The organism is Georgenia sp. M64, from assembly GCF_038049925.1.
Lineage (GTDB): Bacteria > Actinomycetota > Actinomycetes > Actinomycetales > Actinomycetaceae > Georgenia.
The window spans coordinates 4,077,910-4,100,396 of record NZ_CP145809.1 but is presented as its reverse complement, the minus strand read 5'-3'; the positions used below and the strand labels follow the sequence as shown (position 1 = coordinate 4,100,396).

Here is a 22,487-nt window from a genome sequence, read left to right as displayed (position 1 = left end):
TCGGATCGCCCGGTGAGCCCGGCACCCCTGACGGGGTGCCGGGCTCCGTCGTCGAGTCGTCACGCCGCCGCAACCACGGTGAAACACAGGTCGGGCACCGTTGAAGCATGAGCGCGAGCGCTGTCTCCGACCTTGCCTGCGAGGTCTGCGGCCGTCTGCCCGAGCCGCGCAAGGCCCGGCTCACCGTGGCGAACCTGGCCGCGATGCTGCCGATCGAGCTCGCGGTCCACGCCCTCGTCGTGGGCAGCGACCTCTCCTACGTGCTCAAGGTGGCGGTGCTGACGTTCACCGCGACGGTCCTGGTGATCTGGGTGGCCGAGCCGTCGGTCATGCGCATCTTCCGGCGCTGGCTGCACAGCCCCGCCCTCCGTGAGCGCTCGCGCCTGACCGACGCGGGCTCGTTGTGGCGGATCCGCACCGTCGTCGCCGACACCCCGGGTGCCCTCGGTGCCATCACGCACCAGCTCGCGCTCCTCGACGCGAACATCCTCGGCGTGCACGTCCATCCCGCCGACCGCGAGGCGGTCGACGAGTTCGTCGTCGCCGCCCCGGACGGTGTCCAGGCGCGCGACATCCTCGAGGCGGTCACCGACGGTGGCGGCGGGGACCCGCGGGTGTGGCCCACCACCGCCCTCGCGCTGGTCGACGGTCAGACCAAGGCGCTCGGTCAGGCCCTTCGCGTCGCGGGGGACCCGAGCGAGCTGCCGGGCGCCGTGGCCGACCTCCTCGGTGCCGAGCTGGCGGCGGGCAGCCCTGGTGAGCCCACCTCTCACCTCTCCGGAGACGCGACCCGCCTCAAGGTCCACTCCCGCTGGTACGGCGCGCTCGTCTTCACCCGGCCCGGGGAGCCGTTCACGCCGGCCGAGTCGGCCCGCGCCCACCGGCTCGCGGAGCTGGCTGAGCTCGTCGAGCACGGAACGGCAGTCGCGCCCCCGGAGATTCCCGGCGCGCGGGCCGCTCTGCCCGGTGCCGCCAAGGACAGCTCCGGCTCCGGTTCAGGTTCGGGCTCCGGTTCGGGTACGGGTTCGGGTACGGGTTCGGGCTCCGGCTCGGCGGCCATGCATGGTCCCGGTCCGGTGGGCCGGTGCGGCGGGCCGTCGGGTCGAGCGGTGGCCGAGGTCGTCGAGTCGCAGCGGGCGGACAGGCCCGCGGGGACCTAGGGCACTGTCGCGGCCCGCGTCGGTGGCATTCCCTTGAGGCGGAGGTGTTGGCATGGAGCGGAACCACGCCAGGCTGCTCCGGGTGGTCCTCGTCGTCGTTGCCGCCGCACTGCTTCTGGGAGCGTGCGCGGCCGGCCTCAACGACGTCGCCGAGCCGAGCGCTGAGGCCGGCTTCTGGCAGGGGCTGTGGCACGGCCTCATCAGCCCGGTGACGATCATCGTCTCGCTCTTCAACGAGGACGTCGGCATCTACGAGGTCGTGAACAACGGCGGCTGGTACGACGTCGGCTTCATGGCCGGCGTGTCGACCATCTTCTGGACGCTCGGTCGCGGCGGCGGCGCCGCGGTACCCGCACGGTCGCGCCGGCGCTGAGGATCGCGTCAGCAGGCACCGGCCCCCGGCGCGCCCGCGGCCGCTGAGCTGAGTCCCGCGTCAGCAGGCACAGGACGCCACGCGCCCGCCGGTGCTGAGCCTCGCGCATCCGTCCGCCCTTGTCCCCGAGATCGACAGGGCTGCGCCCGGACGTCCCGCAGACGCTGAGCCCGCGCGTCCGCACCGGCCTCGGGGAGAGCCCGGCCCGCCGCGGTGACTAGTCGTGGACGTGCGCCTCGTTCGCGCGGTGCGCGACAGGTTCGAGCTGGAAGGTCGAGTGCGCGACGCTCACCGGGAAGTGCTCGGCGACGCACGCCTGGAGCCTGCCGAGCAGGGCCGGCAGGTCGCCGTCGACGAAGCACTCGTCCTCGACGACGACGTGCGCCGACAGGACCGGCAGACCGGAGGAGATCTGCGACGCGTGGAGGTCGTGGACGTCCTTGACGTGAGGCACGCCGAGGATGTGCTCCCGCACCTGGTCGAGGTCGAGACCGCTGGGGGTCGACTCCAGCAGCACGTCGGTGGCCTCGCGGAGCAGCATGACGGTCCGCGGCACGATGAGGGCGCTGATGAGGACGGCTGCGACGGCGTCGGCGCGGGTCCAGCCGGTGGTGGCGATGACGAGCGCGGCGACGATGACGGCCACCGAGCCGAGAGCGTCGTTGACCACCTCGAGGAACGCGGCCCGGACGTTGAGGTTGCCGCGGCGCCCGCCGGCCAGCACCGCCATGGCCACGAGGTTGGCCGCGAGCCCGACGACACCGAAGACGAGCAGGCTCGTGGAGGGGATCTCGGGCGGCTCCATGAACCGGCGGACCGCCTCGATGACCGCGTACACCCCGACGGCGAGGAGGAGGGCCGCCTGGGCCGCCGCCGCGAGGACCTCGGCGCGGTGGAGTCCCCACGTCCGCCGCGTGGTGGGCGGGCGGAGGGTGAGCGTGGCTGCGGTGAGTGCCATGAGGAGCCCGACCGAGTCGGTGAGCATGTGGGCGGCGTCCACGAGGAGCGCGAGGCTCCCGGTGACGATCGCGCCGACGACCTCCGCCACCAGCACCGCCGTCGTCGTGGCGAACGCGATGGCCAGCCGCCGCCGGCTCGCCCCGGCGTGCGCGTGCTCGTGGCTCTGGGATGCCATGGGTACATCCTCCCCTCGACGGCCGGTCGGAGCAGTGTGGTCCCACCGGCCGGGCGAACGGTCGCGGCGACCCGGCGAACGGTCCCACCGACCCGGCGCACGGTCGCGGCGACCCGGCGAACGGTCCCACCTGCCGGGCGAATGGTCCCCCGGCCGAGCACGGTGACGCCGGCCGTCCGCTGGACGAGTCGTCCCGTGGGCGTGGCACCTCAGCCCGTGCCGCGGACCCGGGCCCCACCGAGTGCCACGGCGGTGCCGGCGCGGAGGGAGCCGGGGATCTCGGCGATCGCGTCGACGTGCCTGACCAGTGCGGAAAGGGTCTCGTCGTCGGCGTCCCCCTCGACCTCCACGTCGTAGACGATGCCGGTCGAGACGGCCGGGTCCCCGGCGAAGCCGCCGTCCGCGGTGACCACCACCCGCCTGAGGGTGATCCCGCGGGCGGCCGCCTCGCGGAAGAGGTCGTTGGATACGCATCCGGCGACCGCGAGGTGGAGGAGCTGCCCGCCGCTGAGGCCGCGGCCCCCGCCGCCCTGCTCCCGTGGGCGGTCCACGACGAGCGTGTACGGACCCGCCCACCCCAGTGCCGTGACCTGCCCGTCGACGTTCCGGACCTCGACCTCGTAGCCCACGGCGCACCTCCGCTCGGGTGCGCAGCCGTGGCACAGGGGTCTGCACCGGCGGGACTGTGGTGGGTGACGGGTGCCGGTCCGCGCACGCGGTTGGCGGCACCGTACCTGTTCCGCCGGCTCCGACGTGCGGAATGCGTCCGGAGCGGTTCACTGGGACTGTGACCAGGACGCTTGTCGCATCACTGCTGAGCGTGGCGGTGCTGAGCGGTTGCTCCGCGACCATGCCCACCGACCCCGAGGGCACCCTCGACCGGGTGACGGGCGGGACCCTTCGGGTCGGCGTGTCACCCAATCCGCCCTGGACCGACCTGCCGGACGGTACCGGTGCGGAGCCCGAGGGCATCGAACCGGACCTCGTGCGGGACTTCGCCGAGACGATCGACGCCGACGTCGAGTGGACGGCCGGCGGCGAGGAGGACCTCATGGGCCAGCTCGAGGATCGCGAGCTCGACCTGGTCGTCGGTGGGCTCACCGCCAGGTCGCCGTGGTCCTCCCACGTCGCCCTGACCTACCGCTACCTCGAGACCGTGGCTGCCGACGGGCAGAAGGAGCTGCGGGTGATGGCCGCTCCGATGGGGGAGAACGCGTTCCTCGTCGAGCTCGAGCGCTTCCTGCTCACCACGGAGGTCCAGCCATGACCGCGCGGTTCGGCCACACCGAGCTCCCCGACGAGCAGGAGCGGGCGCTGCGCCGCGCGGTCCGGCTGGCGTGGCTGACGATCGCCTTCCTCGTCACCGCCGTGACCGGGGTGTACCTCGTCATGGGCAGCTCGCAGGCGATGAAGGCGGCGTGGATGGAGGACATGCTCTCCTTCATCCCGCCGATCTCGTTCCTCGTCGCCGTCCGCGTCACGCGCCGTCGGCCCAGTGCCCGCCACCCGTACGGCTACCACCGGGCCGTCGCCGTCGGTCACCTCGTGGCGGCGACCGCGCTGGTCGCGATGGGCGCGTTCATGGTGTGGGACTCGGCCTCGGGACTGATCAAGGCCGAGCACCCGCCGGTCGGGCTCATGGAGGTCGCCGGCCAGCCGGTGTGGTCCGGCTGGCTCATGATCGGCGTCATGGCCTACACGGCCGTGCCACCGGTGCTCCTCGGCCGGGCGAAGATGCCGCTCGCCGAGAAGCTCCACGACCGGGTCCTCTATGCCGACGCCGACATGAACAAGGCCGACTGGATGACCGCCGTCGGCGGCATCGCCGGGGTCGTCGGTATCGGCCTGGGTCTGTGGTGGGCGGACGCGGTCGCCGCCCTGTTCATCTCCGGGAGCATCCTTCGCGACGGCGTGAGCAACATGCGCGTCGCCGTCAGCGCCATCATGGACGCCCGGGCTGAGACCTACGACGGCGAGGGCCCGCACCCGCTCGTGCGGCGGATCGACGCGGCGCTCGGCACGCTGCCGTGGGTGGACAAGGCGCGCTCGCGGGTGCGGGACGAGGGTCACGTCTTCCACGTCGAGGCGTTCGTCGTCCCGGTGGACGGCGCGCCGGACCTGACCGAGCTGTCGCGGGCGCGAGAGCTGCTGTGCAACCTCGACTGGAAGGTGCAGGACGCCGTGATCGTCCCCGTCGAGGAGCTCCCCGAAGAGTTCCTGCCCGGTCTGCGTGAGGAGAGGGCCGGCCACGACGCGTCCTGAGTGGGGTCCCGCGCCAGGTGGGGACCTGGTGCCGAGGTCGCACGTCCGGCCGGGGGCTCCGGAGGGCCCGTGAACCGGCGCCGACCGGTGCGTGAGCTCCCTGTTGATCCCCGTGACACCGGCGGGAGGTTTCCCCTACGCTCCTGTCCAGTTGCAGTGGATCGAAGTCTTGCGCGTCCCCGGTCCCGGCCGGGTTGCTTTTCCTTCGTGGAGCCAGACAGAGAACACCGTGACAAGCGGTCTCGAAAGGCGGGGCCGTTTGACAAGCTCTACAAGGAGTAGCCATGGCCACCGGAACCGTCAAGTGGTTCAACGCTGAGAAGGGGTACGGCTTCATCGCCCCCGACGACAACACCGCGGACGTCTTCGTCCACTACTCGGCGATCTCGACCTCGGGGTACCGCTCCCTCGAGGAGAACCAGAAGGTCGAGTTCGACGTCACGCAGGGCAACAAGGGCCCGCAGGCGGAGAACGTCCGTCCGCTCTGACGCTCGCTGAGCGTCCAGCAACCGGAACCCCGGCACCGAACGGTGCCGGGGTTCTCTCGTTGGGACCGTTCGCTCGGGTGGTGCGCCGGGGCTCCTCACGACGACGCCCGAGCGCTCGCCGGCTGGATCGCCCGTGTCAGCGGTGTGGGACATCCTGGGGGCGTGAAGGCCGGGCCGGACGTCAACGTGGTCCTCGTGCACGGGAGGCGGGACGGCGGGCCCGCTCTGTCGCGCCGCCGCCAGGGCGAGGCCGTCACGTGGGTCCGTCCCCTCACGACGACGGCGCCGCCGCGGTCGTCGACCGGCCGGTGGGTCGCGGTGGTGTCGGGGATCGTCGGGGTGTGGACGGCGCCAGCCGGCGGAGCGCTGGCCGTCCTCGGGGCGGTGAGCCCGTGAGCGGCGGTCGGCCGGGCGAGCCGGAGCGTGGCGGCGGCAGGGCGAGGGTGCTCGGGGTGGACCGCTGGAAGGGCGCGTGGGTCGGTGTGGTCCTGGAGGACGGACGGGGCGCTGGCCGCGACCTTGCCGGCACGGTGGGTACGCCCGGCACCGCGGGGGCCGGCACGGTCGGGGCGACCGGTTTTGGCGACCCCACCACGGCAGTCACCGGGGTCGTCGGACCGACCATCACCGACGTGGTGCTGGCCGCGCAGCGCGAGGGGCAGATCGACGTCGTCGCTGTCGACATCCCCATCGGGGTGCCGGAACACGGACCGCGGCAGGCCGACGTGCTCGCTCGCCGGGTCGTGGGCCCGCGACGCAGCTCCGTCTTCCCGACGCCCGTGCGGGCCGCCCTCGAGGCCGCGGACTACGCGGCTGCGGTCCTGGCCAGCCGTGACCTCACCGGGGTGGGGCTGAGCCGCCAGGCGCACGCCCTCGGGCCCGCGCTGCTCGAGGTGGAGGAGTGGGTGCGCACGACGGCGGTCGCCGTCGTGGAGGTCCACCCCGAGGTGAGCTTCGCCGTCCTCGCCGGGTCGCCGCTGCCGTGGCCGAAGAAGAGCTGGGCCGGCGCCAGGGCGCGCCTGGACCTGCTCACGGGGGCGGGCGTGCACCTGCCGGCCGACCTGGGGCCCGCCGCGGTCGTCCCCGTCGACGACGTCCTGGACGCCGCCGTCGCCGCCTGGTCGGCCCGCCGGTACCACCGGGGCGCGGCCGTCTCCTTCCCCGACCCGCCCGAGGTCCTCGACGGGATCGCCGCCGCCATCTGGGCGTGAGAGGCGCAGCGGGCCGGAGCGGCCCAGGGCGAGGTGGCTCAGGCGGAGGCGCTGAGGCAAAGGTGGCTCGGGCGGCGGCGCTGATGCCGGAGCGGCTCAGGCGGAGGCGCTGAGGCAAAGGTGGCTCGGGCGGCGGCGCTGATGCCGGAGCGGCTCAGGCGGAGGCGCTCGGCGTGCCCGTCTCGTCGCGCAGTCGCGGTTCGGTGGTGAGGTCGGGCCGGTACCCGAGCTTGCCGGCGTAGAACTCGCGGACCTTGTCCATGTCGGCGGCCACGTCACCCGTCAGCCGCAGCGTGGGTCCCAGGCCGGTCGTCCTCCGCTCGGAGTCGACGTACCCCAGCGTGACGGGCAGACCCGCCTCCATGGCGATGCGGTAGAAGCCGGACTTCCAGTACTCCGAGCGTCCGCGGGTCCCCTCCGGCGTCACCACGAGGTAGAACCGCTCGCCCGACCGGATGCGGCCGACGATGTCGGAGACCAGGCCGTGCGGGCTGCGCCGGTCCACGGGGATGCCGCCCAGGGCGCGCATGAGCGGGCCGAACGGACGGAGGAACAGCTGGTGCTTGCCGAGCCAGCGTGTCTCGAGATCGAGCTCCCACGTGATGCCGAGCATGAGGATGAAGTCCCAGTTGGACGTGTGGGGTGCCCCGATGAGCAGGCCGGCGCCGTCGGGCGCCAGCGGCTGGGAGACGTGCCGATATCCGGTCACGGTCCACACGAGACGGGCGAAGGCGTGGCGGAGGGTCCTCACGTGCCCGACCCTATCGAGGTGGCGACGGTGCCGCCCCCGGCCGCGCCGGTCCGCGGAGGTGTGCCGCACGCGCGACGGCAGGAGGCGCAGGCGCCGGTCGGTGGGCGGGTGGGGCCCTGGGCATGGCCTGTCTCGTGCGGGTGGATGCGGGTCGCCCGTAGTCTCGGGAGCAGCGTGGCCTGCGACGGCATGAGGAGCGAGCATGAGTGACACCGGTTACGGCGACTTCGAGTTCGAACGGAAGTTCTTCGTCCGCGACCTCCCGGTGGACGTCCTGCGCGGCGACGTCCCCGACTTCATCGTCCAGAGCTACTTCCTCGCCGCGGAGGGGTACGCCCTGCGGATCAGGCTGCAGGGCCCGGCGCAGGTGCCCCTCGAGCGCGGCGTCGTCGACGATCTCACCGTGCTCGCCCAGAACGCCGACCGGTTCACGTTCTGCGCGATCACCGCCAAGGGCCCCGCCGTCGGTGGGACGCGCTACGAGGCCGAGCGGGACCTCGACGTCGCCGTCGGACGCGAGATGGTGCGCCTGGGTGGCTCGAAGGTCGTGAAGTACCGGCACTCGGTGTGGCTCGGTGGCGACGGCTGGGTGATCGACGAGTTCCTCGGCGCCAACGGCCCGCTCATCGTGGCCGAGTGCGAGCGCGGCGGTCCGGTCACCGACCTCGTCATCCCGGACTTCTGCGAGTCCGAGCTCACGGACGACCCTCGGTTCGCCAACGAGTCACTCTCCCGCCGGCCCTACTCGGGTTGGGCCGAGCAGTACGAGGAGGAGCTGCGTACCCGGGGGCCCCGCTGGCTCACGGACTTCGGGACGAACGAGCGCGCCTGAGCGTTGCTCGACCTACTCGATCCCGGAGCCCCCGGCGATGTCGAAGCTCCACTGCTCCGAGCTGATGCCGACCGGTCGAGCCCCAGGCGCCTCACCGTTCCCAGGTCCACCGGCTCCGTGTCCACCGGGTCCGTGACCGCCGGTGTGGCCGTGCCCGTGGCCTGCCGCGAAGGAGTCGGAGCCGAGCCACGCCTCGTACGTGGCCTCGTCCCGCCAGCGGGTGACGACGAGCCAGGTGTGCCGGCCGTCCGTCGGCCGGAGCAGCTCGAACCCCAGGAAACCGTCGACGCCCTCGACCGCGCCTGCGCGGGCGGCGAACCGGGCCGCGAGCTCGTCGCCGCTGTCCGGCGGGACGGTGATGGCGTTGATCTTCACGATGCTCATGACGCCATCATGACCCGCGGTGGCCCGGCTCGACCTGCCGTCGGTACCGTGGCGCATGCCCGACCCGCGCAGGAACGCCGTCGAAGCTCGAGATCTCGGACCGGCAACCCCGCTCGCTGACCATCGTGCCGACCGGAGCGGCGGCGCCCTCGTGGTCGTGGCGGCGACCGAGGCCGACTGGCAGGAGTACCGGGACGTCCGTCTGCGGGCGCTCGCCGACTCACCCGCTGCCTTCGGCTCGAACCTCCAGCGTGAGCGCACCTTCGACGACCGAGTGTGGCGCGAGCGGGCGGGGTCCGGCCGGACACTCCTGGCGCGGTTGCGAGGAGCGCCGGTCGGTCTCGTCACGACCATCGAGGAGGAGGGCAGGCCGGACGAGCGACAGATCGTCTCCATGTGGGTGGACCCGGCCGTGCGCCGCTCCGGCGTCGGTCGCACCCTGGTGCTGGCGGCCCTCCGAGCCGTGCATGCACAGGGCGTGCGACGGGCGACGCTCTTCGTCGCCGACGGCAACGAGGCGGCGGCGAGGTTCTACGAGCGCCTGGGCTTCACCTCCACGGGCGAGCGACAGCCGCTGCCCTCCGACCCCGGTCGCGGCGAGGAGCGCTACGCCATCGACGTGTGAGCAGGTGCCAGGCCCCTGCTGCCGGACCCCGGCATCAGCGCCGCGAGAACCGTGACCCGCCGTACTTCTTGTGGACGGCCTGCCGGCTGACCCCCAGGACGGTGGCGATGGCCGCCCACGAGGCGCCCGACACGCGTGCCCGGTGGACGAGCACCTCCTCGAGCATCTCCGTCTCCCGGCGCATCCGTCGGACCGCACTGAGTCCTTCCAGGGGGTCCTCGCCCTCGGCCTGACCCAGCAGTGCACGCATCTCCGCTGCTCCCATCTCGTGCTCCCGACCTCTCTCCCCCTGCCCGACCCTGGTGTCAATATGCATTGACGAAATTGGTCTGTCAACCCGCTTTGACGTTCATGACGCTCCGGCGGGTGAGGCGTGCCAAGGCCGGCTATGACGCCGTCAGCGACTACGTCGCCGCAGTGCTCGCCAAGCATGAAGGCCTGGCCGAGCTCGCCCCTGTGCCCACTCGACACCCAGAACAGAAGGAGTTGCCTCTCGCCACGAGCGCATAACCCCCACATATGAGTGGGGGCCGGCCCCGAAGGGCCGGCCCCAATAGTCCAAGTCCTTCACCCCTAGTGCTTGGCGGCCTAGGTGAAGGGCCCAGATCGACGCACCTTCGTGCGCCTTACGCTCGGAGCCCACCATAGCTACTGCAGCGACGCATTCGCTACCCATGAGCGGCGACACGCCGCAAACCACCCAACCCTGGAACAAGGGCCGGCGGCGCACCCGCAGGCCCAGCAGGGCGCGGGAACGCGCACCCCTGACGGTGCGGATGGCCCTACCCGAAGGGCACACCATCCCTCGCCGGGTCAGCGACTGGATCGACCAAGCCCCGGCCCATCCGGGCACGGCCACGATGACCGCGCGGTCCTGCCGCACCTACCGTGCAGTCGTACTCGCTGTCGCCAACGCCATCGACGCCAAGTCCAAGACCACCACCTTCTCCTGGGCCAGCCTCGCGGCCGCGGTCCTCGAAATCGACCCGGGCGCCGCTAGCTCGCGAGCCACCATCGCCCGCTACCTGCGTCGCCTGCGGGACTGGAAGCTCCTGGGTGTCGTGGCCAGCGGACGGACCGCCACCTACGCCCCGAAGGGCGACGGCGGGATCAACGAACGGGCTGTGTACGTCCTGTCGGTCATCCGGCCCTTGCAGGCTGTGGACAGTATTGAGACCCCTCCCCTGAAAGAGGCTGACGTACTCCCCTGAACCGCCCTGGGTTCGGTGGAGACTCCTGAGCCTGGAAACGAGGATGGAGTCATGGCATCTGGACAGAGCGCTGGGAGGCCGACGACGCGTCGGTACAGCGAGGAGGAGAAGGCCGCCGCGGTGCGGATGGTCCGTGCGCTGCGCGCCGAGCTGGGGACCTCGCAGGGGACGGTCAAGCGGGTGGCGGACCAGTTGGGCTACGGGCCGGAATCGGTGCGCATGTGGGTCAAGCAGGCCGACATCGACGCCGGCGAGGTCGCTGGGGTGAGCACCGAGGAGTCCGAGCGCGTGAAGGCCCTGGAGCGCGAGGTACGCGAGCTACGCCGCGCGAACGAGATCTTGAAGCGGGCTGCGTCTTTCTTCGGGGCGGAGCTCGACCGCCAGTACAAGTGATCGTGGCCTTCATCGACGACAACCGTCAGGACGTCGTGGAGGGCCGCAAGCTCGGAGTCGAGCCGATCTGCACCGCCCTGCGCCAGGCAGGCGTGCAGATCGCTTCGAGCACCTACTACGCCGCCAAGTCCCGCCAGCCCTCGGCCAGGGCGGTGCGTGATGCCGAGCTGACGCCCCGGCTGCGCCAGCTGTGGGAGGCCAACTATCGCGTCTACGGCGCCCGGAAGCTGTGGAAGGCCGCCCGCCGCGAGGGACTGGACGTCGGCCGTGACCAGGTGGCGCGCTTGATGCGCGCCGAGGGAATCGCCGGGGTGGTGCGCACTGCGCGGCTGCGCACCACGCGTCCAGAGCCGGCAGCGGCCCGCCACCCTGACCTCGTGGACCGGGACTTCACCGCCTCGGAGCCGAACCAGCTGTGGGTCACCGACCTGACCTACGTGCCCACCTGGGCAGGGATCGCCTACGTCTGCTTCATCATCGACGCGTTCTCCCGGGCGATCGTGGGCTGGCGCGTGGCGTCCAACATGCGCACCCAGACCGTGCTGGACGCCATCGAGATGGCCCGCTGGTCCCGCGGCGCGAAGCTGCCTGGGCTGCGCTGCCACAGCGACGCAGGATCGCAGTTCACCTCGCTGCGCTACGGCGAACGCCTGGCCGAGATCGGCGCCGTCCCCTCCATCGGGACGGTGGGTGACTCGTATGACAACGCACTGGCCGAGACCGTCAACGGCTACTACAAGGCCGAACTCATCCGTGGCCCCGTGCGCACCGAGCGCGGGCCGTGGAAGAACGTGGAGGACGTCGAGCTCGCCACCCTCGGCTGGGTGCACTGGCACAACACCCAGCGCCTGCACGGCTACCTCGATGACCTCCCGCCCATCGAGTACGAGCAGGCGTACTACGCTGCCAACCGGAGCGACCAAACCCTGGTCGCAATCCAATAGTCCGAGTCTCCATCAGACCCAGGGCGATTCAGATCCGGGTTAGCGAGGCAATTCGTCTTGGCAGACCGCTTAGGTCCAAAAGTTCTATTGGACCTAAGCAACTGGTGTGCGCGCCAAGAACTTGGATTGCTCCGCGTCCCCTACCCTGGGGACCCCGAAGATGTCTGCCCTAAGGAGAGCCCGTCGTGGCGCAGAAGAAGCACGTGGTGCTCATCGACGATTTAGACGGTTCGCCGGCGTCGGAGACAGTGCACTTGGGCCTTGACGGCGTCGATTACGAGATCGACCTGAACGAGGCGCACGCCGAAGCGCTGCGCGAGACTTTCGCCGAATGGATCGGTCCCGCTCGCAAGGTGGGGGGCCGGAAGAGGCCTTCCACGGGCCGACGTGCCGCATCAGCGGCCACCGCATCCTCGGGAGGCGACACCGCCAAGATCCGGGAATGGGCACGCCAGAACGGCTACACAGTCTCGGAGCGCGGGCGCATCCCGGCGAGTGTCCGCGAGGCCTACGAGCTGGCCCACTGAACTGACTCGAAGAACGCCCCCTGCAGCTTGCCCGCGGAAGTAGCCGCCGGTTCATCACTTCGGCCTCTGCGCATATTCATTTCGGTTGCGGGATGTTCCTGGCCCAGGCAGCGCAACGCCCGCTTAGGTCCCGGAGAGGGATCAGCAATCGGCACAAACGGTGAGGTGCTTCTCCATGAAGATCAGCTCGTCGGGGGTGTAACCAATCCGTTCGTAGAAGGGCACAACCCCTGCGTTGGATGGCTCGACGAGCCAGGTTGAGTCTCGTCAGACGAACCGTTCGTACAGCAAGTAGACAGAGACCTCATTCCTCATGACGCCCGCCCCGGTGCAGACGCGACGACGATCCAGAAGGCCCCGGGCGTGGCAAGCCTCCTGTGGCTGGCCAGATGTGCTTACCGGGAGGCCTAGAGCGTCGCCGACGCCTGCTACGAGTTCCTCTGCCGACTGGTTCTCCGGTCCACTCAATGTCAGTTGGTGCCAGCAACCACCTGACCCGCACATCACTTCGTCGCTGGCGATCGTGACGCCAGCAGGCAGGGCCGGAAGGTCGGATACGGGAGGCACTGCCGTCTCATCAAGCTGTAACCAAAGCACCGGGACAAAGAGGACAGCCGCCGCGGCGAGCCCTGCTGACAGAACCGATATCACGGCGATGGTTCTCCGGCGCACCGGGGCACCGGGGCACCGGGGCACCGGGGCACCGGGGCATCGTACGGGCCGGGATGAACGGACCAAGTCCGATACGACGACAAGCGGGAGACGGTGGTTAGCCAAGAATCGATCGACGGCCAAAAACGTTGGTTATTACTGAAGTCGACCTGTCACGTGCGGTTCGCCGCCGACTGCGCCGAGTATGAGGTCGACCTCAATGAGACGCATGTCCAGGCGACGTCGGGCATGTGCTGAATGAACTCGGTGCAGGTCAGCGGTGGCAGGGGGCCACCGGTAGCCAGAGCCACCGGTGGCCCCACCATGCCGGTCAGGGAATGTCTTGCTGGGCAGCGGCGCGGCGGAGCTGCTGAGCGTCGTAGGAGGTCAAGAAGCGCTGGTCCTCCAGCTCACGGACGCTCTGTCCTACCGCGCGGACGTATTGGCCGTGGTTCTTGTAGAGCGCGTCGAGCTCGGCCTCGTCGAACGGCTCCTCCCACCCGGCGATGAAGCAGAACGAGGCCCCGGTCGCGGTCCCGTGCCAGGTGCTCGTGGGAACCTCAAGGAATGGTGATCGCAGACCGCCTTGCACGTTGCCGAACTCGTCGAGCACCGGCTTGCCGTCCGCGACGAGGATGGGGTCGGCGTGCGGGGGTGCGATCCCTTCTCGGACCCACAGGTCGAGATTCTGCAGGGCGGCGTTGAAGAAGATGTCGCTGGGGAACCGGCTCCGCGGGCCCTGGTCGCACTGCTGCGGAGGAACGTTCCGGCCGGCGCGGAGAATGTCCTTCGGTGCGGCCGAGTAGTAGAGCTCGTCGGGTGTTGCGTGGCCGGCCCCGGCCATCTCGTAGTGGCGGTACCGGTCGCCCGGCTCGTCACTGTCGGGGCGGCGCGAGCCGATGCCTCGCAGGTAGTCGGACTGCGACATGATGCGCATGACGGGCACGCCGACGTCGTGGAGGTCCCGGCGCGGGTCCCCGACCGGTGGTGCGCTCTCGCACTGGTTCATCGGGTAGGCGCCCGCGAACGCACCTCCGGCCACCGCGACGGTGTAGGCGTCGTAGACCGGCTTCCCGAACTCCTCGACGACCCGCGGGTGGATGCCGTTGATGTAGTTGACCAGGTATCCCCCGGTTTGGGAGTACCCCCACCCGTAGGCGTGCTCGACGTGGGAGGTGGCGTCGCCGTACGTCAGCGGGTTGCTGCCGTCGTCGCTCCTGAGCCACTGGCCGACCTGGGTGTAGATGTCCCAGACGAGCCCGTTCTCGGTGGTCCGGGAGCTGTCCGCCGCGACGTTCTGGCAGTTCGCCGGGTCGTCGAGGGACAACGGATTGTCCCAGGCGAGCGCCGCATACCGTTCCGGATCGAAGTTCTTGAGCGCGTCCACCGCGACGGGTTTCGCGGTGATGCCGACCCAGGCGTCACCGTTGGCGGTCATCTGCTCGTGCGCCATGGCCCAGCCGATGTTGAGGTCGAAGAGGTTGGACGGGTTGAGCATCTCGACGACGACGTTGCCGCTGAAATGCTGATCCTTCGCCGGGCGTCGGACGAGAACGCGTGTCGTGTACGGCGCATCGGGGGTGCGGACGACCGCCGGTCCTGGTGCCGGCCAGGTGTAGACGTTGGCGTCGCCGCTGACGAGGAACTCCTCCTCCACGTAACCGACATCGCTCAGGTCCTCGGGCACTGCCTGGTGGTTCGCCGCCCCGAACGGATATGCCGTGTCAGTGACGGGCAGGGGTCCGACGATCTCCTTCGGCCCTGGCCCGTTGAGCGCCGCGACTGGCACGTCAGTTGTTGCTTTCATCACCGCACTGCTGCTTGCCAATGCAGGCGTCGCTGTCGCGGCCAGTGCGACCGCTCCCGCCGTCGCAATTACAGCACGCCGGAATCGGCGCCCCGTTGGAGTGTGTGTGGCCACAGACTTCTCCTAACCGTATCGTCATCGTCGACCTTGGCCCGGTCATCGTCGTCGGTGACCGTTGGACTTAGTGCCACGGTGGCCAGTCGGCGCTCGGCAGAAATGTACTCAGGCCGGGCGACGAGGGGAATCGCCGTGCACGTCCTTCCATGGGCACCCCACGGCCGCGGGAGGACGTTCACACCGCCGGTACCTCACGCCCCCGATCCTCGCAGCGGACACCGGTTCGTCCCTTTCCGGAGGTGGGGGTCTCAGGCCGTGTGGCCGGGGACAGAAACACCTACTGGTTTCAGCTCGGGCCTCGCACCTGGTGGTCGGCCGTATTGGGAACCGTCGGTATTTCCCACTCGCAGATTGAGCGAAGAGTCCGAACTGCGTCTCGGAGACGTTCGTTTGCGTACAGCAGACTGCCAGTGGTGCGCCGTGGCTGCCAAGAATGGAATGCGGCAATCAGAGCCGCACTGTCAACGTGATGCGGGACTCCATCCAGGGCTCCCGCCGCAGCTGACCGTGGAAGGCCGGCACGGGGATCCGATGGCAGCGGACTGGCATCGACGTAGCCCGTAGATGCCCGGGATAGGTGGGCGGCTTAGTGTGGCGCGGACAGTGCTAGACGACGTCACCGCGCTGCTAGCGCAAGCGCGTGCGGACGTAACCGCGCAGTCCACCGCCACCGTCGCCCAGCGGGTAGCGACCACGTTGTTGCGCCTGGCCGGGAAGTTCGGGCAGGACAGTGCCTGTGGTGGCACCTTGATCCAGCTGCCGCTGTCTCGCACCGACCTGGCCGGCATGGCCGGTTCGACACCGGAGTCCGTCTCCCGGGTGATGAGCCAGCTCCGCAAGGACGGCATCATCGACTCCGGACGCAGATGGACCGCCATCCTGGACCGCGGCCGTCTGCTCGCCACCGTGGCGGCCAGTGCCTGAGGGCCGAGGATTTGCTGATGTCTGTTGCGGTTGATTGACGTAGATCATGGTTCGGTTCCTGCCCCGCCCGTAACGTCGTAGCCAGCACCCAAGAAGGGTGAGACCTCGTCAGAAATGGAAGGGACACACTATGAGCACCACCGCTCCCACCACCACCCACACCATCCTGCGCGCCGAGGGCTTCTCCTGCCCCTCCTGCGTGGCGAAGATCGAGAAGCGTGTCGGGCGCCTGGACGGCGTCAGCGCCGTGAAGGTCCAGTTCGCCTCCGCGCGCATCGAGGTCGACCACGACCCGGCGAAGGCCAGCGTCGAGGACCTGATCGCCGCCGTTGCCAAGGCCGGGTACGTCGCCAAGCCCGCCGCATTCTGACGCCCGCCGCGCCAAGGAGAAGGACAGTGAGCGTGATGGCGCAGGCGGCGCACCTGCAGTTGCGCCTGGGGGAGTTGTTCTGCCCCTCGTGCGCCACCGACATCAACCGGCACCTGAAGCGTCTTGCGGGTGTGCAAGCCGTGCACGTCGATCTCGGCTCCCGCCGGGTCGACGTCGACTACGACCCTCAACGCTTGGACGTCGAGGACATCCTGGTGACCGTCGGCGGTGCCGACGTTACCGCAAGCGTTGTCTCGGAGGACAGGTAGAACCGCCTCCACTGGGACAAGCGGGGACGTCGACCCGTGCCCAGACCGCAAGCGAGAGCCCAAACTGGCCGGACGGCCCCCGCCGCCAATCGGTGCCCGAACCGGTCACGGGCTCCATCAATGAATCAGGCGGAGGCCTGCCCGCTGCTTTGTGGAGTTCGAGCCGCTGGTATTCCCCCGTCCGAAACTCAGGAGGTCGCTATGATCGTCAAGCTTCACCATGTCCCGCCGCGCCTGGCGAGCGGGGCCTTCATCTTGAACACCGGAATCACGAAGCGGTCATTGGACCTCGAAGGGGCAACGGGGTTGCGGGACCAAGCCGCCAACGCGTTCCCGTTCTTGAAGAAGATGGACCCGGTCCGCTTCGGGAAGGCGTTGTCGACCTTCGAGATCGCTCTGGGCACGGCGCTGCTAGCCCCGGTGGTACCCACCCGGGTGGCCGCGGCCGGCCTGAGTGGTTTCTCGGCCGCATTGATGGCCGTGTACCTCAAGACGCCAGGCTTCACCCGTGATGACGGAATCCGTCCAGCGCCGGCTGGCATGGGGATTGCTCGGGACGTCTTCATGCTCGGTAGCGGTCTGGGCCTGATGGTGGAGGAACTGGCAACCAGGCGAACCTGACGGAGCCGTCCCGCCATGCGTATGACACCCGGCCCCACGGGTCCCGTGGAGTGGGGTGTGGTCATGGGCGCCCGCGGGCCAAGGCTACGTGGCTCGTCCGGCCGCATTCTGAGCCAGACCAGCTGAGCGTCGCGCCAGCACGCTGGAGCAGTCCCGGCGGCGGTACACGGACGGGTCTGCGGTTGATTGACGCCGGTCATGGTTGCCCGGTGCCGATCTTCGTAACGTCGTTGTCAGCACCTCGAACTGGGGTTGGACAGTTATAGGAAGGTCGAACAGCGATGAACAAGCTGCAGCAGTGGTGGTACGGCAGGTGGACGATCCCGGTCCTCTCGGGCACGTTGATCCTCATCTCCTTCTTTGTGGCCCGCGTCCTGGGGTCCGATGCCTGGAGCAACTCCTTCATGGTGGCCGCCGCCGTGGTCGCAGGTACCCCGATCGTGACCAAGGCCGCCCGCGCGCTGATGGCCCGGGTCATCGGCATCGACCTGCTGGTCTCCGTCGCCGCGATCGGTGCGGTCATCATCGGGGAGTACTGGGAGGCCGCCGCGGTGACCTTCCTCTTCGCCATCGGCCACGCCCTTGAGTCAGCCACACTCAACAAGACCCGCTCGGCGCTAGCCGAGCTGGTCGCCGTCGCCCCCGACGTCGCCGTGGTCATGCGTGACGGTGAGCAGGTCGAAGTCCCTGCCGCCTCGGTGGCCATGGGCGAGATCGTCCTGGTCAAGAACGGCGCCAAGGTCCCCGTCGACGGCGAGGTCGTCGCCGGCACCGGCGCCCTGGACGAGGCCTCCATCACCGGGGAGTCCATCCCCGTGGAGAAGTCCAAGGGCGACCGCGTCTTCGCCGGCACCGTCGCCAAGGGCGGGTTTCTCCAGGTGCTGGCCACCGGGATCGGCGCCGACACCACCCTGGCCCGCATCATCCACCGCGTGGAGGACGCCCAGGATGCCAAGGCCAAGACCGCCCAGTTCATGGACCGGTTCTCCGCCTGGTACACCCCGGCCATCATGGTCCTGGCCCTCGTGGTGGGCCTGCTCACCGGTGACGTCGTCCTCGGGCTGACCCTGCTGGTTATCGGCTGCCCCGGCGCGCTGGTCATCTCCATCCCCGTCTCCATCGTCGCCGGCATCGGCCGGGCCGCCAAGGATGGCATCCTGATCAAGGGCGGGGAGTACCTGGAAACCTCCGGCAAGATCACCGCCGTCGCAGTCGACAAGACCGGCACCCTGACCAAAGGCCGCCCCCACTTGACCGACGTCGTCGTCCTGGACCCGACCATGGACCGCAGTCAGGTGCTGACCTGGGCCGCCCGGGCCGAGGCCGGCTCCGAACACCCCCTCGCCCGTCCCATCCTGGACGCCGCAGCCGCAGAGGGGGTGGCCACCCCGGGCCTGCCCGAGGTCACCGAGCCCGTGCCGGGCAAGGGCATCACCGCCACCACCGGCGGACACCGGGTCCTGATCGGCAACCTGGCCCTGCTCGAGCAGTACGGCATCGCCGACACCGTCGGCGCCGGGCAGGTGGCTGATGAGCTCGCGGCCGCCGGGCGCACCGCGATGATCGTGGCGCTCGACGAGACGGTGGCCGGTGTGGTCGCCGTCGCCGATGAGGTGCGCGCCGACGCCGCGGAGATGGTCGCCCGCCTGCACGAAGCCGGGGTGAAGAAGGTGGTCATGCTCACCGGCGATGCCCCGCTCGTGGCCGACGCCGTCGGCCGGGCGATCGGGGTCGATGAGATCCGGGCGGGTCTGCTGCCCGAGGACAAGCTCGACGCGGTGGCCGACCTGCAGCGTCAGGGTCACGTCGTGGCCATGGTCGGTGACGGCGTCAACGACGCCCCGGCCCTGGCCACCGCCGATATCGGCGTAGCCATGGGTGCGGCCGGCTCGGCCGTGGCCGTAGAGACCGCCGACATCGCCCTCATGGGCGACAACCTGCTCAAGCTCCCCGAAGCGATCGGCCTGGCCCGGCGCACCGTGAACAACATGCGCCAGAACATCACCATCGCCCTGATCACCGTGGCCGTGCTGTTGGCCGGAGTGCTGCTCGGCGGAGTGACCATGTCCATCGGGATGCTCGTCCACGAAGCCTCGGTCCTGGTCGTGATCGTCAACGCCATGCGCTTGCTGCGCCGCCACCAGGACACCACCAGCACCACGGCGACACCTTCCGCGCCAGTTACCGCCGCACCGATCCCAGCTGCGGTCCGGTCCTGACCCTCTACCCCGGCCGGGACGCCTCATCCACCGTCCCGGCCAGGCGCGGATGTATCACCGCCGGGTAAGCCCGGCACAACCACAACAGGAGGAATCATGAGTAACGAAGAACACTTCACCATCGAGGGCAACGTCGAGCACTTCACCATCGCGCGGGTCGCCCAGGACAATCCCGACTTCCGCCGGGTGCTGTGGACCGGCCAGCACGCCCAGATCGTCATCATGACGATCCCCGCCGGTGGCGAGATCGGTGAGGAGGTCCACGAGCACACCGACCAGATCCTGACCTTCGTCAGCGGGGCCGGTCAGGCCGACCTCAACGGCCATACCCACCCGATCGAGGCCGGTGACCAGTGCGCCGTCCCCGCCGGCGCCCGGCACAACTTCCGCAACACCGGTGACGAGCCGCTCGTGCTCTACACCATCTACTCCCCGCCCGAGCACGCGGCCGACGGCGCCTACCCCACCAAGGAAGAAGCCGACGCCGCCGAGGCCGCTGGCCAGGACGAACCTCCCACCGCCGCCTGACCGGCCATCCCCGCGCAGCGAACTCAGCGGCTGTTGGCCGCACCTGTCTCACCCGCTTCGAACACACAGCAGAAGGAGAAGAACCCCATGTCCAAGGTGTACGTATTCACCGACTTCGGCGGCCCCGAGACCCAGGCACTCATCGACCGTCCAGCGCCGCAGCCCGGCCCCGGTGAGCTCGCCGTCCGGGTCCGCGCCGCCGGTGTCAACCCCGTCGACTACAAGACCCGCGCCGGCCGCTACCGTCGGGACCAGCCGTTGCCGGCCCCCATGGGTCAGGAGGTCTCCGGTGTCGTCACCGCCCTCGGTGAGGGAGTCGAAAGCTTCGCCGTGGGCGACGAGATCCTCGGCCCTGTGGTCCCGGACTACGGCGCCTTCGCCGAGGACACCCTCGTGCGCGCTACCGATGCCGTGGCCAAGCCGGACGAGATCGCCTTCGCCGACGCGGCCACCATCCCCGTCGCCGGGGCCACCGCATACGACGCCACCCACCAGATCGAGCTCGAGCCCGGCCAGCAGCTCCTCATCCTCGGGGCCGGCGGCGGTGTCGGACTCATGGCCGCCCAGATCGGCAAGGTCCACCAGTTCACCGTCATCGGCATCGCCTCGCAGGCCAAGCGCGAGATCGTTCAAGCCACCGGAGCAACGTTCATCCCCTCCGGTGCAAATGTCGCCGACCAGGTGCGCCAGATCGCCCCCGAGGGGGTAGACCTGATCCTGGACCTCGTCGGTGGCGATGCCCTGCGTCAGGTCGCCGGACTCGTCACCGACCCGGCCAGGATCATCTCCGCCGCCGACCCCGACACCGTCACCGAGCTCGGCGGCAGTCCCCTGAAGCGCACCACCGAGGCACTGGAGAAGATCACCGGCGTCATCGAATACAACCTCGTCGACCCCAACGTCTCGGCCCTCTACCCGCTGGAGGACGCGGGCGAAGCCATTGCTGCGGTCGAGAGCGGCCACGCCACCGGCAAGATCGTCATCCAGCCTCACAACGCCTGACGCGGGTTGACCGGTTGCGTATGTGAAGCACCTGGGCCGGGCCCGGTAGCACCGCGAGCACCCTCGCCATCGGCGTCAGCTGACCCGGCCGCCACACAACTCCGATAGAACCCCGCCATATAACGACGCAAGCCACAATCGGCCGTGTTGCGCCCTTGTTCTGCGACCGTTTCTGAGACGCTTGCGGGATGACGTACAACCTCGTCGGGCTCGCCCGCGTGTCCACCAACGCCCAGGACGCCCAGCTGCAGCGCGACGCCCTCCAAGCGGCCGGCTGCATCAAGATCTTCGAGGAGAAGATCAGCAGCCGATCCAGCCACCGCCCAGGGCTAGCCGCCGCGTTGGACTACATGCGCGATGGCATGGACACCCTGGTCGTGTGGAAGCTCGACCGGCTCGGCCGCTCGACCAAGGACATCCTCACGGTCGCCGACGACCTCAGTGACCGAGGTATCGGTCTACGCGTCCTCACAGGGACGCTCGCCGGCAGCTACAGCCCGACGGGAGAGGGGAAGTTCTTCTTCACGATGATGGCCGCCTTCGCCGAGCTCGAACGCGACCTCATCCGAGAACGCACTATGGCCGGCCTGGCGGCCGCTCGGGCGCAGGGGCGCGTCGGGGGTCGGCCCAGGGTGATGGACTCCGACAAGCTCGCCGTCGCCCGCGCCCGCCGTGCCAATGGCGAGAGCCCAACACGGATTGCCAAGGCTCTTGGAGTGTCGCGGGCAACGGTCTACCGCTACCTTGCGGCTGATTAGCCGAGGGCACAAGAACGCGCCCTAACCAGACCGCCCCCTACGCGGTGGCGCGCGTAACACCCACGGGGCCTCAACGAGGTCGATACCTTCCGCCCCCGCTGACCTGCCAGCCAGGCCCGTTCTCGCCATCTGCTCGCGAGGTCTACGGGCGGGAGCGGCGGTGCAGGCGCTGTGGCCCCAGGATGCTCTAGTCCTTGTCAGTCTCACGGGTCCGGTTGGAGGGGTGGACGTACGCCACCCCGAGTCGCTGTAGCTCCTCGAAGCTGAGCAGGCAACTATCGATCCGGGTCGAGAACCCTCGCTCGTCTCGGATGGTGTTGTACTCGGTCAGGAGGCGGTCGTAAGTGGCCCTGGTGGGATGGTGAGAGTTTCCGTAATCGTGCTCGCGGCCGAGTAGCGGAAGGATTTCCGGCCAGCGATCTTCGTCAACGAGGTGACGCACGTAGTCCAGAAGCCGGGCTTCGTCGGGCTTTTGGATGTCGAAGCCGTGGAACTGCAGGCGGCGCTCCAGCTCCTCGTCAACCTCGGTCCCGGCACCCCGGAGTCGCTGAATGCTGAAGGTGATCACGCGGAACATGTCGAGCAGGTCCATGACAAAGTTGGACTCGCTCGCGGGAAGCTCTGGCTCAGTGCTGATAAAGACATCCCGGTACTCGCTCACGTATCCGCCCTCAAGGATCTGAGCACGCTCCCGTTGGTAAGCAGGGTCGCCTTCGACTCGGGCACAGTCCTCCGTCGGCGCATCAGCGTGGTCGGCGGGCATCACGTGAGCCAGGATTCGGTGCTGCAACGCAAGCATCTGGCGCTCGTAAGGGCTCAGGCTCCGGGGAGCGACCTCGGTGGTCCTGCCGGGCGATGCGTCGTCGCGGCGCAGCAAGAGGTTCTCGAGTGTGGTGCGCACAAGGTCGGACAGCGACAGACCCAC

At 69.6% G+C, this 22,487-nt stretch carries 28 protein-coding genes and 1 other annotated feature; of the genes, 20 read left to right on the top strand and 8 right to left on the bottom strand.

Annotation, left to right across the window (positions count from 1 at the left end):
* The first annotated feature begins 107 nt into the window (after nt 1–107).
* Nucleotides 108–1,160: an amino acid-binding protein gene (locus tag AAEM63_RS18335; RefSeq protein ID WP_341359639.1), complete on the top strand. Its 1,053-nt coding sequence runs from the start codon at nt 108–110 to the stop codon at nt 1,158–1,160.
* Between the two features lie 52 nt (nt 1,161–1,212).
* Nucleotides 1,213–1,533, top strand: a complete 321-nt coding sequence (locus AAEM63_RS18330; protein ID WP_341359638.1) for a hypothetical protein — start codon at nt 1,213–1,215, stop codon at nt 1,531–1,533.
* Nucleotides 1,534–1,750: 217 nt separating this feature from the next.
* Here the strand turns inward: AAEM63_RS18330 and AAEM63_RS18325 are convergent, their stop codons facing one another.
* On the bottom strand, nt 1,751–2,668 hold the full coding sequence (locus AAEM63_RS18325; protein WP_341359637.1) for a cation diffusion facilitator family transporter: 918 nt from the start codon (nt 2,666–2,668) through the stop codon (nt 1,751–1,753).
* 209 nt (nt 2,669–2,877) lie between these two features.
* Nucleotides 2,878–3,297, bottom strand: a complete 420-nt coding sequence (locus AAEM63_RS18320; RefSeq protein WP_341359636.1) for an OsmC family protein — start codon at nt 3,295–3,297, stop codon at nt 2,878–2,880.
* A gap of 221 nt (nt 3,298–3,518) precedes the next feature.
* Between AAEM63_RS18320 and AAEM63_RS18315 the strand changes: the two genes are divergently transcribed.
* From AAEM63_RS18315 to AAEM63_RS18295, 5 genes are all read left to right on the top strand, one after another.
* Nucleotides 3,519–3,935 carry a transporter substrate-binding domain-containing protein gene (locus tag AAEM63_RS18315; RefSeq protein WP_341359635.1) on the top strand — a complete coding sequence of 139 codons (417 nt, stop codon included), beginning with the start codon at nt 3,519–3,521 and terminating at the stop codon, nt 3,933–3,935.
* Nucleotides 3,932–4,930, top strand: a complete 999-nt coding sequence (locus tag AAEM63_RS18310) for a cation diffusion facilitator family transporter (protein WP_341359634.1) — start codon at nt 3,932–3,934, stop codon at nt 4,928–4,930. The genes AAEM63_RS18315 and AAEM63_RS18310 overlap by 4 nt, the downstream gene beginning before the upstream one ends.
* 284 nt (nt 4,931–5,214) lie before the next feature.
* A complete protein-coding gene (locus AAEM63_RS18305; protein ID WP_123915649.1) occupies nt 5,215–5,418 on the top strand; it encodes a cold-shock protein in 204 nt (67 codons plus the stop codon).
* A gap of 162 nt (nt 5,419–5,580) precedes the next feature.
* Nucleotides 5,581–5,814: a hypothetical protein gene (locus AAEM63_RS18300; RefSeq protein WP_341359633.1), complete on the top strand. Its 234-nt coding sequence runs from the start codon at nt 5,581–5,583 to the stop codon at nt 5,812–5,814.
* Between the two features lie 56 nt (nt 5,815–5,870).
* Nucleotides 5,871–6,629, top strand: coding sequence for a DUF429 domain-containing protein (locus AAEM63_RS18295; RefSeq protein WP_341359632.1), 759 nt, complete (start codon nt 5,871–5,873; stop codon nt 6,627–6,629).
* Between the two features lie 154 nt (nt 6,630–6,783).
* Here the strand turns inward: AAEM63_RS18295 and AAEM63_RS18290 are convergent, their stop codons facing one another.
* Nucleotides 6,784–7,380 (bottom strand): 1-acyl-sn-glycerol-3-phosphate acyltransferase, encoded by a 597-nt coding sequence (locus AAEM63_RS18290; protein WP_341359631.1) that lies wholly within the window; start codon nt 7,378–7,380, stop codon nt 6,784–6,786.
* Nucleotides 7,381–7,582: 202 nt separating this feature from the next.
* Between AAEM63_RS18290 and AAEM63_RS18285 the strand changes: the two genes are divergently transcribed.
* Complete coding sequence (locus AAEM63_RS18285) at nt 7,583–8,212, top strand: hypothetical protein (protein ID WP_341359630.1); 630 nt, start codon at nt 7,583–7,585, stop codon at nt 8,210–8,212.
* A gap of 12 nt (nt 8,213–8,224) precedes the next feature.
* Here the strand turns inward: AAEM63_RS18285 and AAEM63_RS18280 are convergent, their stop codons facing one another.
* Nucleotides 8,225–8,596, bottom strand: a complete 372-nt coding sequence (locus AAEM63_RS18280) for an antibiotic biosynthesis monooxygenase family protein (protein WP_341359629.1) — start codon at nt 8,594–8,596, stop codon at nt 8,225–8,227.
* 55 nt (nt 8,597–8,651) lie between these two features.
* Here AAEM63_RS18280 and AAEM63_RS18275 point away from each other — a divergent pair, with 55 nt between their 5' ends.
* Complete coding sequence (locus tag AAEM63_RS18275) at nt 8,652–9,221, top strand: GNAT family N-acetyltransferase (RefSeq protein WP_341359628.1); 570 nt, start codon at nt 8,652–8,654, stop codon at nt 9,219–9,221.
* Nucleotides 9,222–9,255: 34 nt separating this feature from the next.
* Here the strand turns inward: AAEM63_RS18275 and AAEM63_RS18270 are convergent, their stop codons facing one another.
* A complete protein-coding gene (locus tag AAEM63_RS18270) occupies nt 9,256–9,486 on the bottom strand; it encodes a hypothetical protein (protein WP_123915634.1) in 231 nt (76 codons plus the stop codon).
* A 409-nt stretch (nt 9,487–9,895) separates the two neighbouring features.
* Between AAEM63_RS18270 and AAEM63_RS18265 the strand changes: the two genes are divergently transcribed.
* From AAEM63_RS18265 to AAEM63_RS18255, 3 genes are all read left to right on the top strand, one after another.
* The gene (locus AAEM63_RS18265; RefSeq protein ID WP_341359627.1) at nt 9,896–10,432 is read left to right on the top strand and encodes a hypothetical protein; all 537 of its coding nucleotides are present in this window, start codon (nt 9,896–9,898) and stop codon (nt 10,430–10,432) included.
* Between the two features lie 51 nt (nt 10,433–10,483).
* A protein-coding gene (locus tag AAEM63_RS18260; protein WP_341359615.1) for an IS3 family transposase occupies nt 10,484–11,769 on the top strand; the annotation gives its coding sequence in 2 pieces (ribosomal slippage) (nt 10,484–10,787 and nt 10,787–11,769; 1,287 coding nt in all).
* Nucleotides 10,783–10,932, top strand: a sequence feature (AL1L pseudoknot). Its footprint overlaps the gene before it by 150 nt.
* A 185-nt stretch (nt 11,770–11,954) precedes the next feature.
* Nucleotides 11,955–12,296 (top strand): Lsr2 family protein, encoded by a 342-nt coding sequence (locus tag AAEM63_RS18255; protein ID WP_341359626.1) that lies wholly within the window; start codon nt 11,955–11,957, stop codon nt 12,294–12,296.
* Between the two features lie 267 nt (nt 12,297–12,563).
* Here AAEM63_RS18255 and AAEM63_RS18250 read toward each other — a convergent pair whose 3' ends face one another.
* Nucleotides 12,564–12,968, bottom strand: a complete 405-nt coding sequence (locus tag AAEM63_RS18250) for a hypothetical protein (protein ID WP_341359625.1) — start codon at nt 12,966–12,968, stop codon at nt 12,564–12,566.
* Between the two features lie 310 nt (nt 12,969–13,278).
* The gene (locus tag AAEM63_RS18245; protein ID WP_341359624.1) at nt 13,279–14,754 is read right to left on the bottom strand and encodes an alpha/beta hydrolase domain-containing protein; all 1,476 of its coding nucleotides are present in this window, start codon (nt 14,752–14,754) and stop codon (nt 13,279–13,281) included.
* Nucleotides 14,755–15,474: 720 nt separating this feature from the next.
* Between AAEM63_RS18245 and AAEM63_RS18240 the strand changes: the two genes are divergently transcribed.
* From AAEM63_RS18240 to AAEM63_RS18205, 8 genes are all read left to right on the top strand, one after another.
* Nucleotides 15,475–15,795, top strand: coding sequence for a Crp/Fnr family transcriptional regulator (locus AAEM63_RS18240; RefSeq protein WP_324649982.1), 321 nt, complete (start codon nt 15,475–15,477; stop codon nt 15,793–15,795).
* A 130-nt stretch (nt 15,796–15,925) separates the two neighbouring features.
* Nucleotides 15,926–16,165, top strand: coding sequence for a heavy-metal-associated domain-containing protein (locus tag AAEM63_RS18235; protein WP_324649983.1), 240 nt, complete (start codon nt 15,926–15,928; stop codon nt 16,163–16,165).
* 35 nt (nt 16,166–16,200) lie between these two features.
* On the top strand, nt 16,201–16,434 hold the full coding sequence (locus tag AAEM63_RS18230; protein ID WP_341361407.1) for a heavy metal-associated domain-containing protein: 234 nt from the start codon (nt 16,201–16,203) through the stop codon (nt 16,432–16,434).
* Between the two features lie 201 nt (nt 16,435–16,635).
* Nucleotides 16,636–17,055 (top strand): hypothetical protein, encoded by a 420-nt coding sequence (locus AAEM63_RS18225; RefSeq protein ID WP_324649984.1) that lies wholly within the window; start codon nt 16,636–16,638, stop codon nt 17,053–17,055.
* Nucleotides 17,056–17,336: 281 nt separating this feature from the next.
* Entirely contained in the window at nt 17,337–19,274 is a 1,938-nt protein-coding gene (locus tag AAEM63_RS18220; RefSeq protein ID WP_341359623.1) for a cation-translocating P-type ATPase, read from the top strand.
* A gap of 96 nt (nt 19,275–19,370) precedes the next feature.
* On the top strand, nt 19,371–19,802 hold the full coding sequence (locus tag AAEM63_RS18215) for a cupin domain-containing protein (protein WP_154795780.1): 432 nt from the start codon (nt 19,371–19,373) through the stop codon (nt 19,800–19,802).
* Nucleotides 19,803–19,889: 87 nt separating this feature from the next.
* Entirely contained in the window at nt 19,890–20,804 is a 915-nt protein-coding gene (locus tag AAEM63_RS18210) for an NADP-dependent oxidoreductase (RefSeq protein WP_324649985.1), read from the top strand.
* 188 nt (nt 20,805–20,992) lie between these two features.
* Nucleotides 20,993–21,562 (top strand): recombinase family protein, encoded by a 570-nt coding sequence (locus tag AAEM63_RS18205; protein ID WP_341359622.1) that lies wholly within the window; start codon nt 20,993–20,995, stop codon nt 21,560–21,562.
* 187 nt (nt 21,563–21,749) lie between these two features.
* On the opposite strand, the gene AAEM63_RS18200 is transcribed toward AAEM63_RS18205, so the two are convergent.
* Nucleotides 21,750–22,487 (bottom strand): YfbU family protein, encoded by a 738-nt coding sequence (locus AAEM63_RS18200; RefSeq protein ID WP_341359621.1) that lies wholly within the window; start codon nt 22,485–22,487, stop codon nt 21,750–21,752.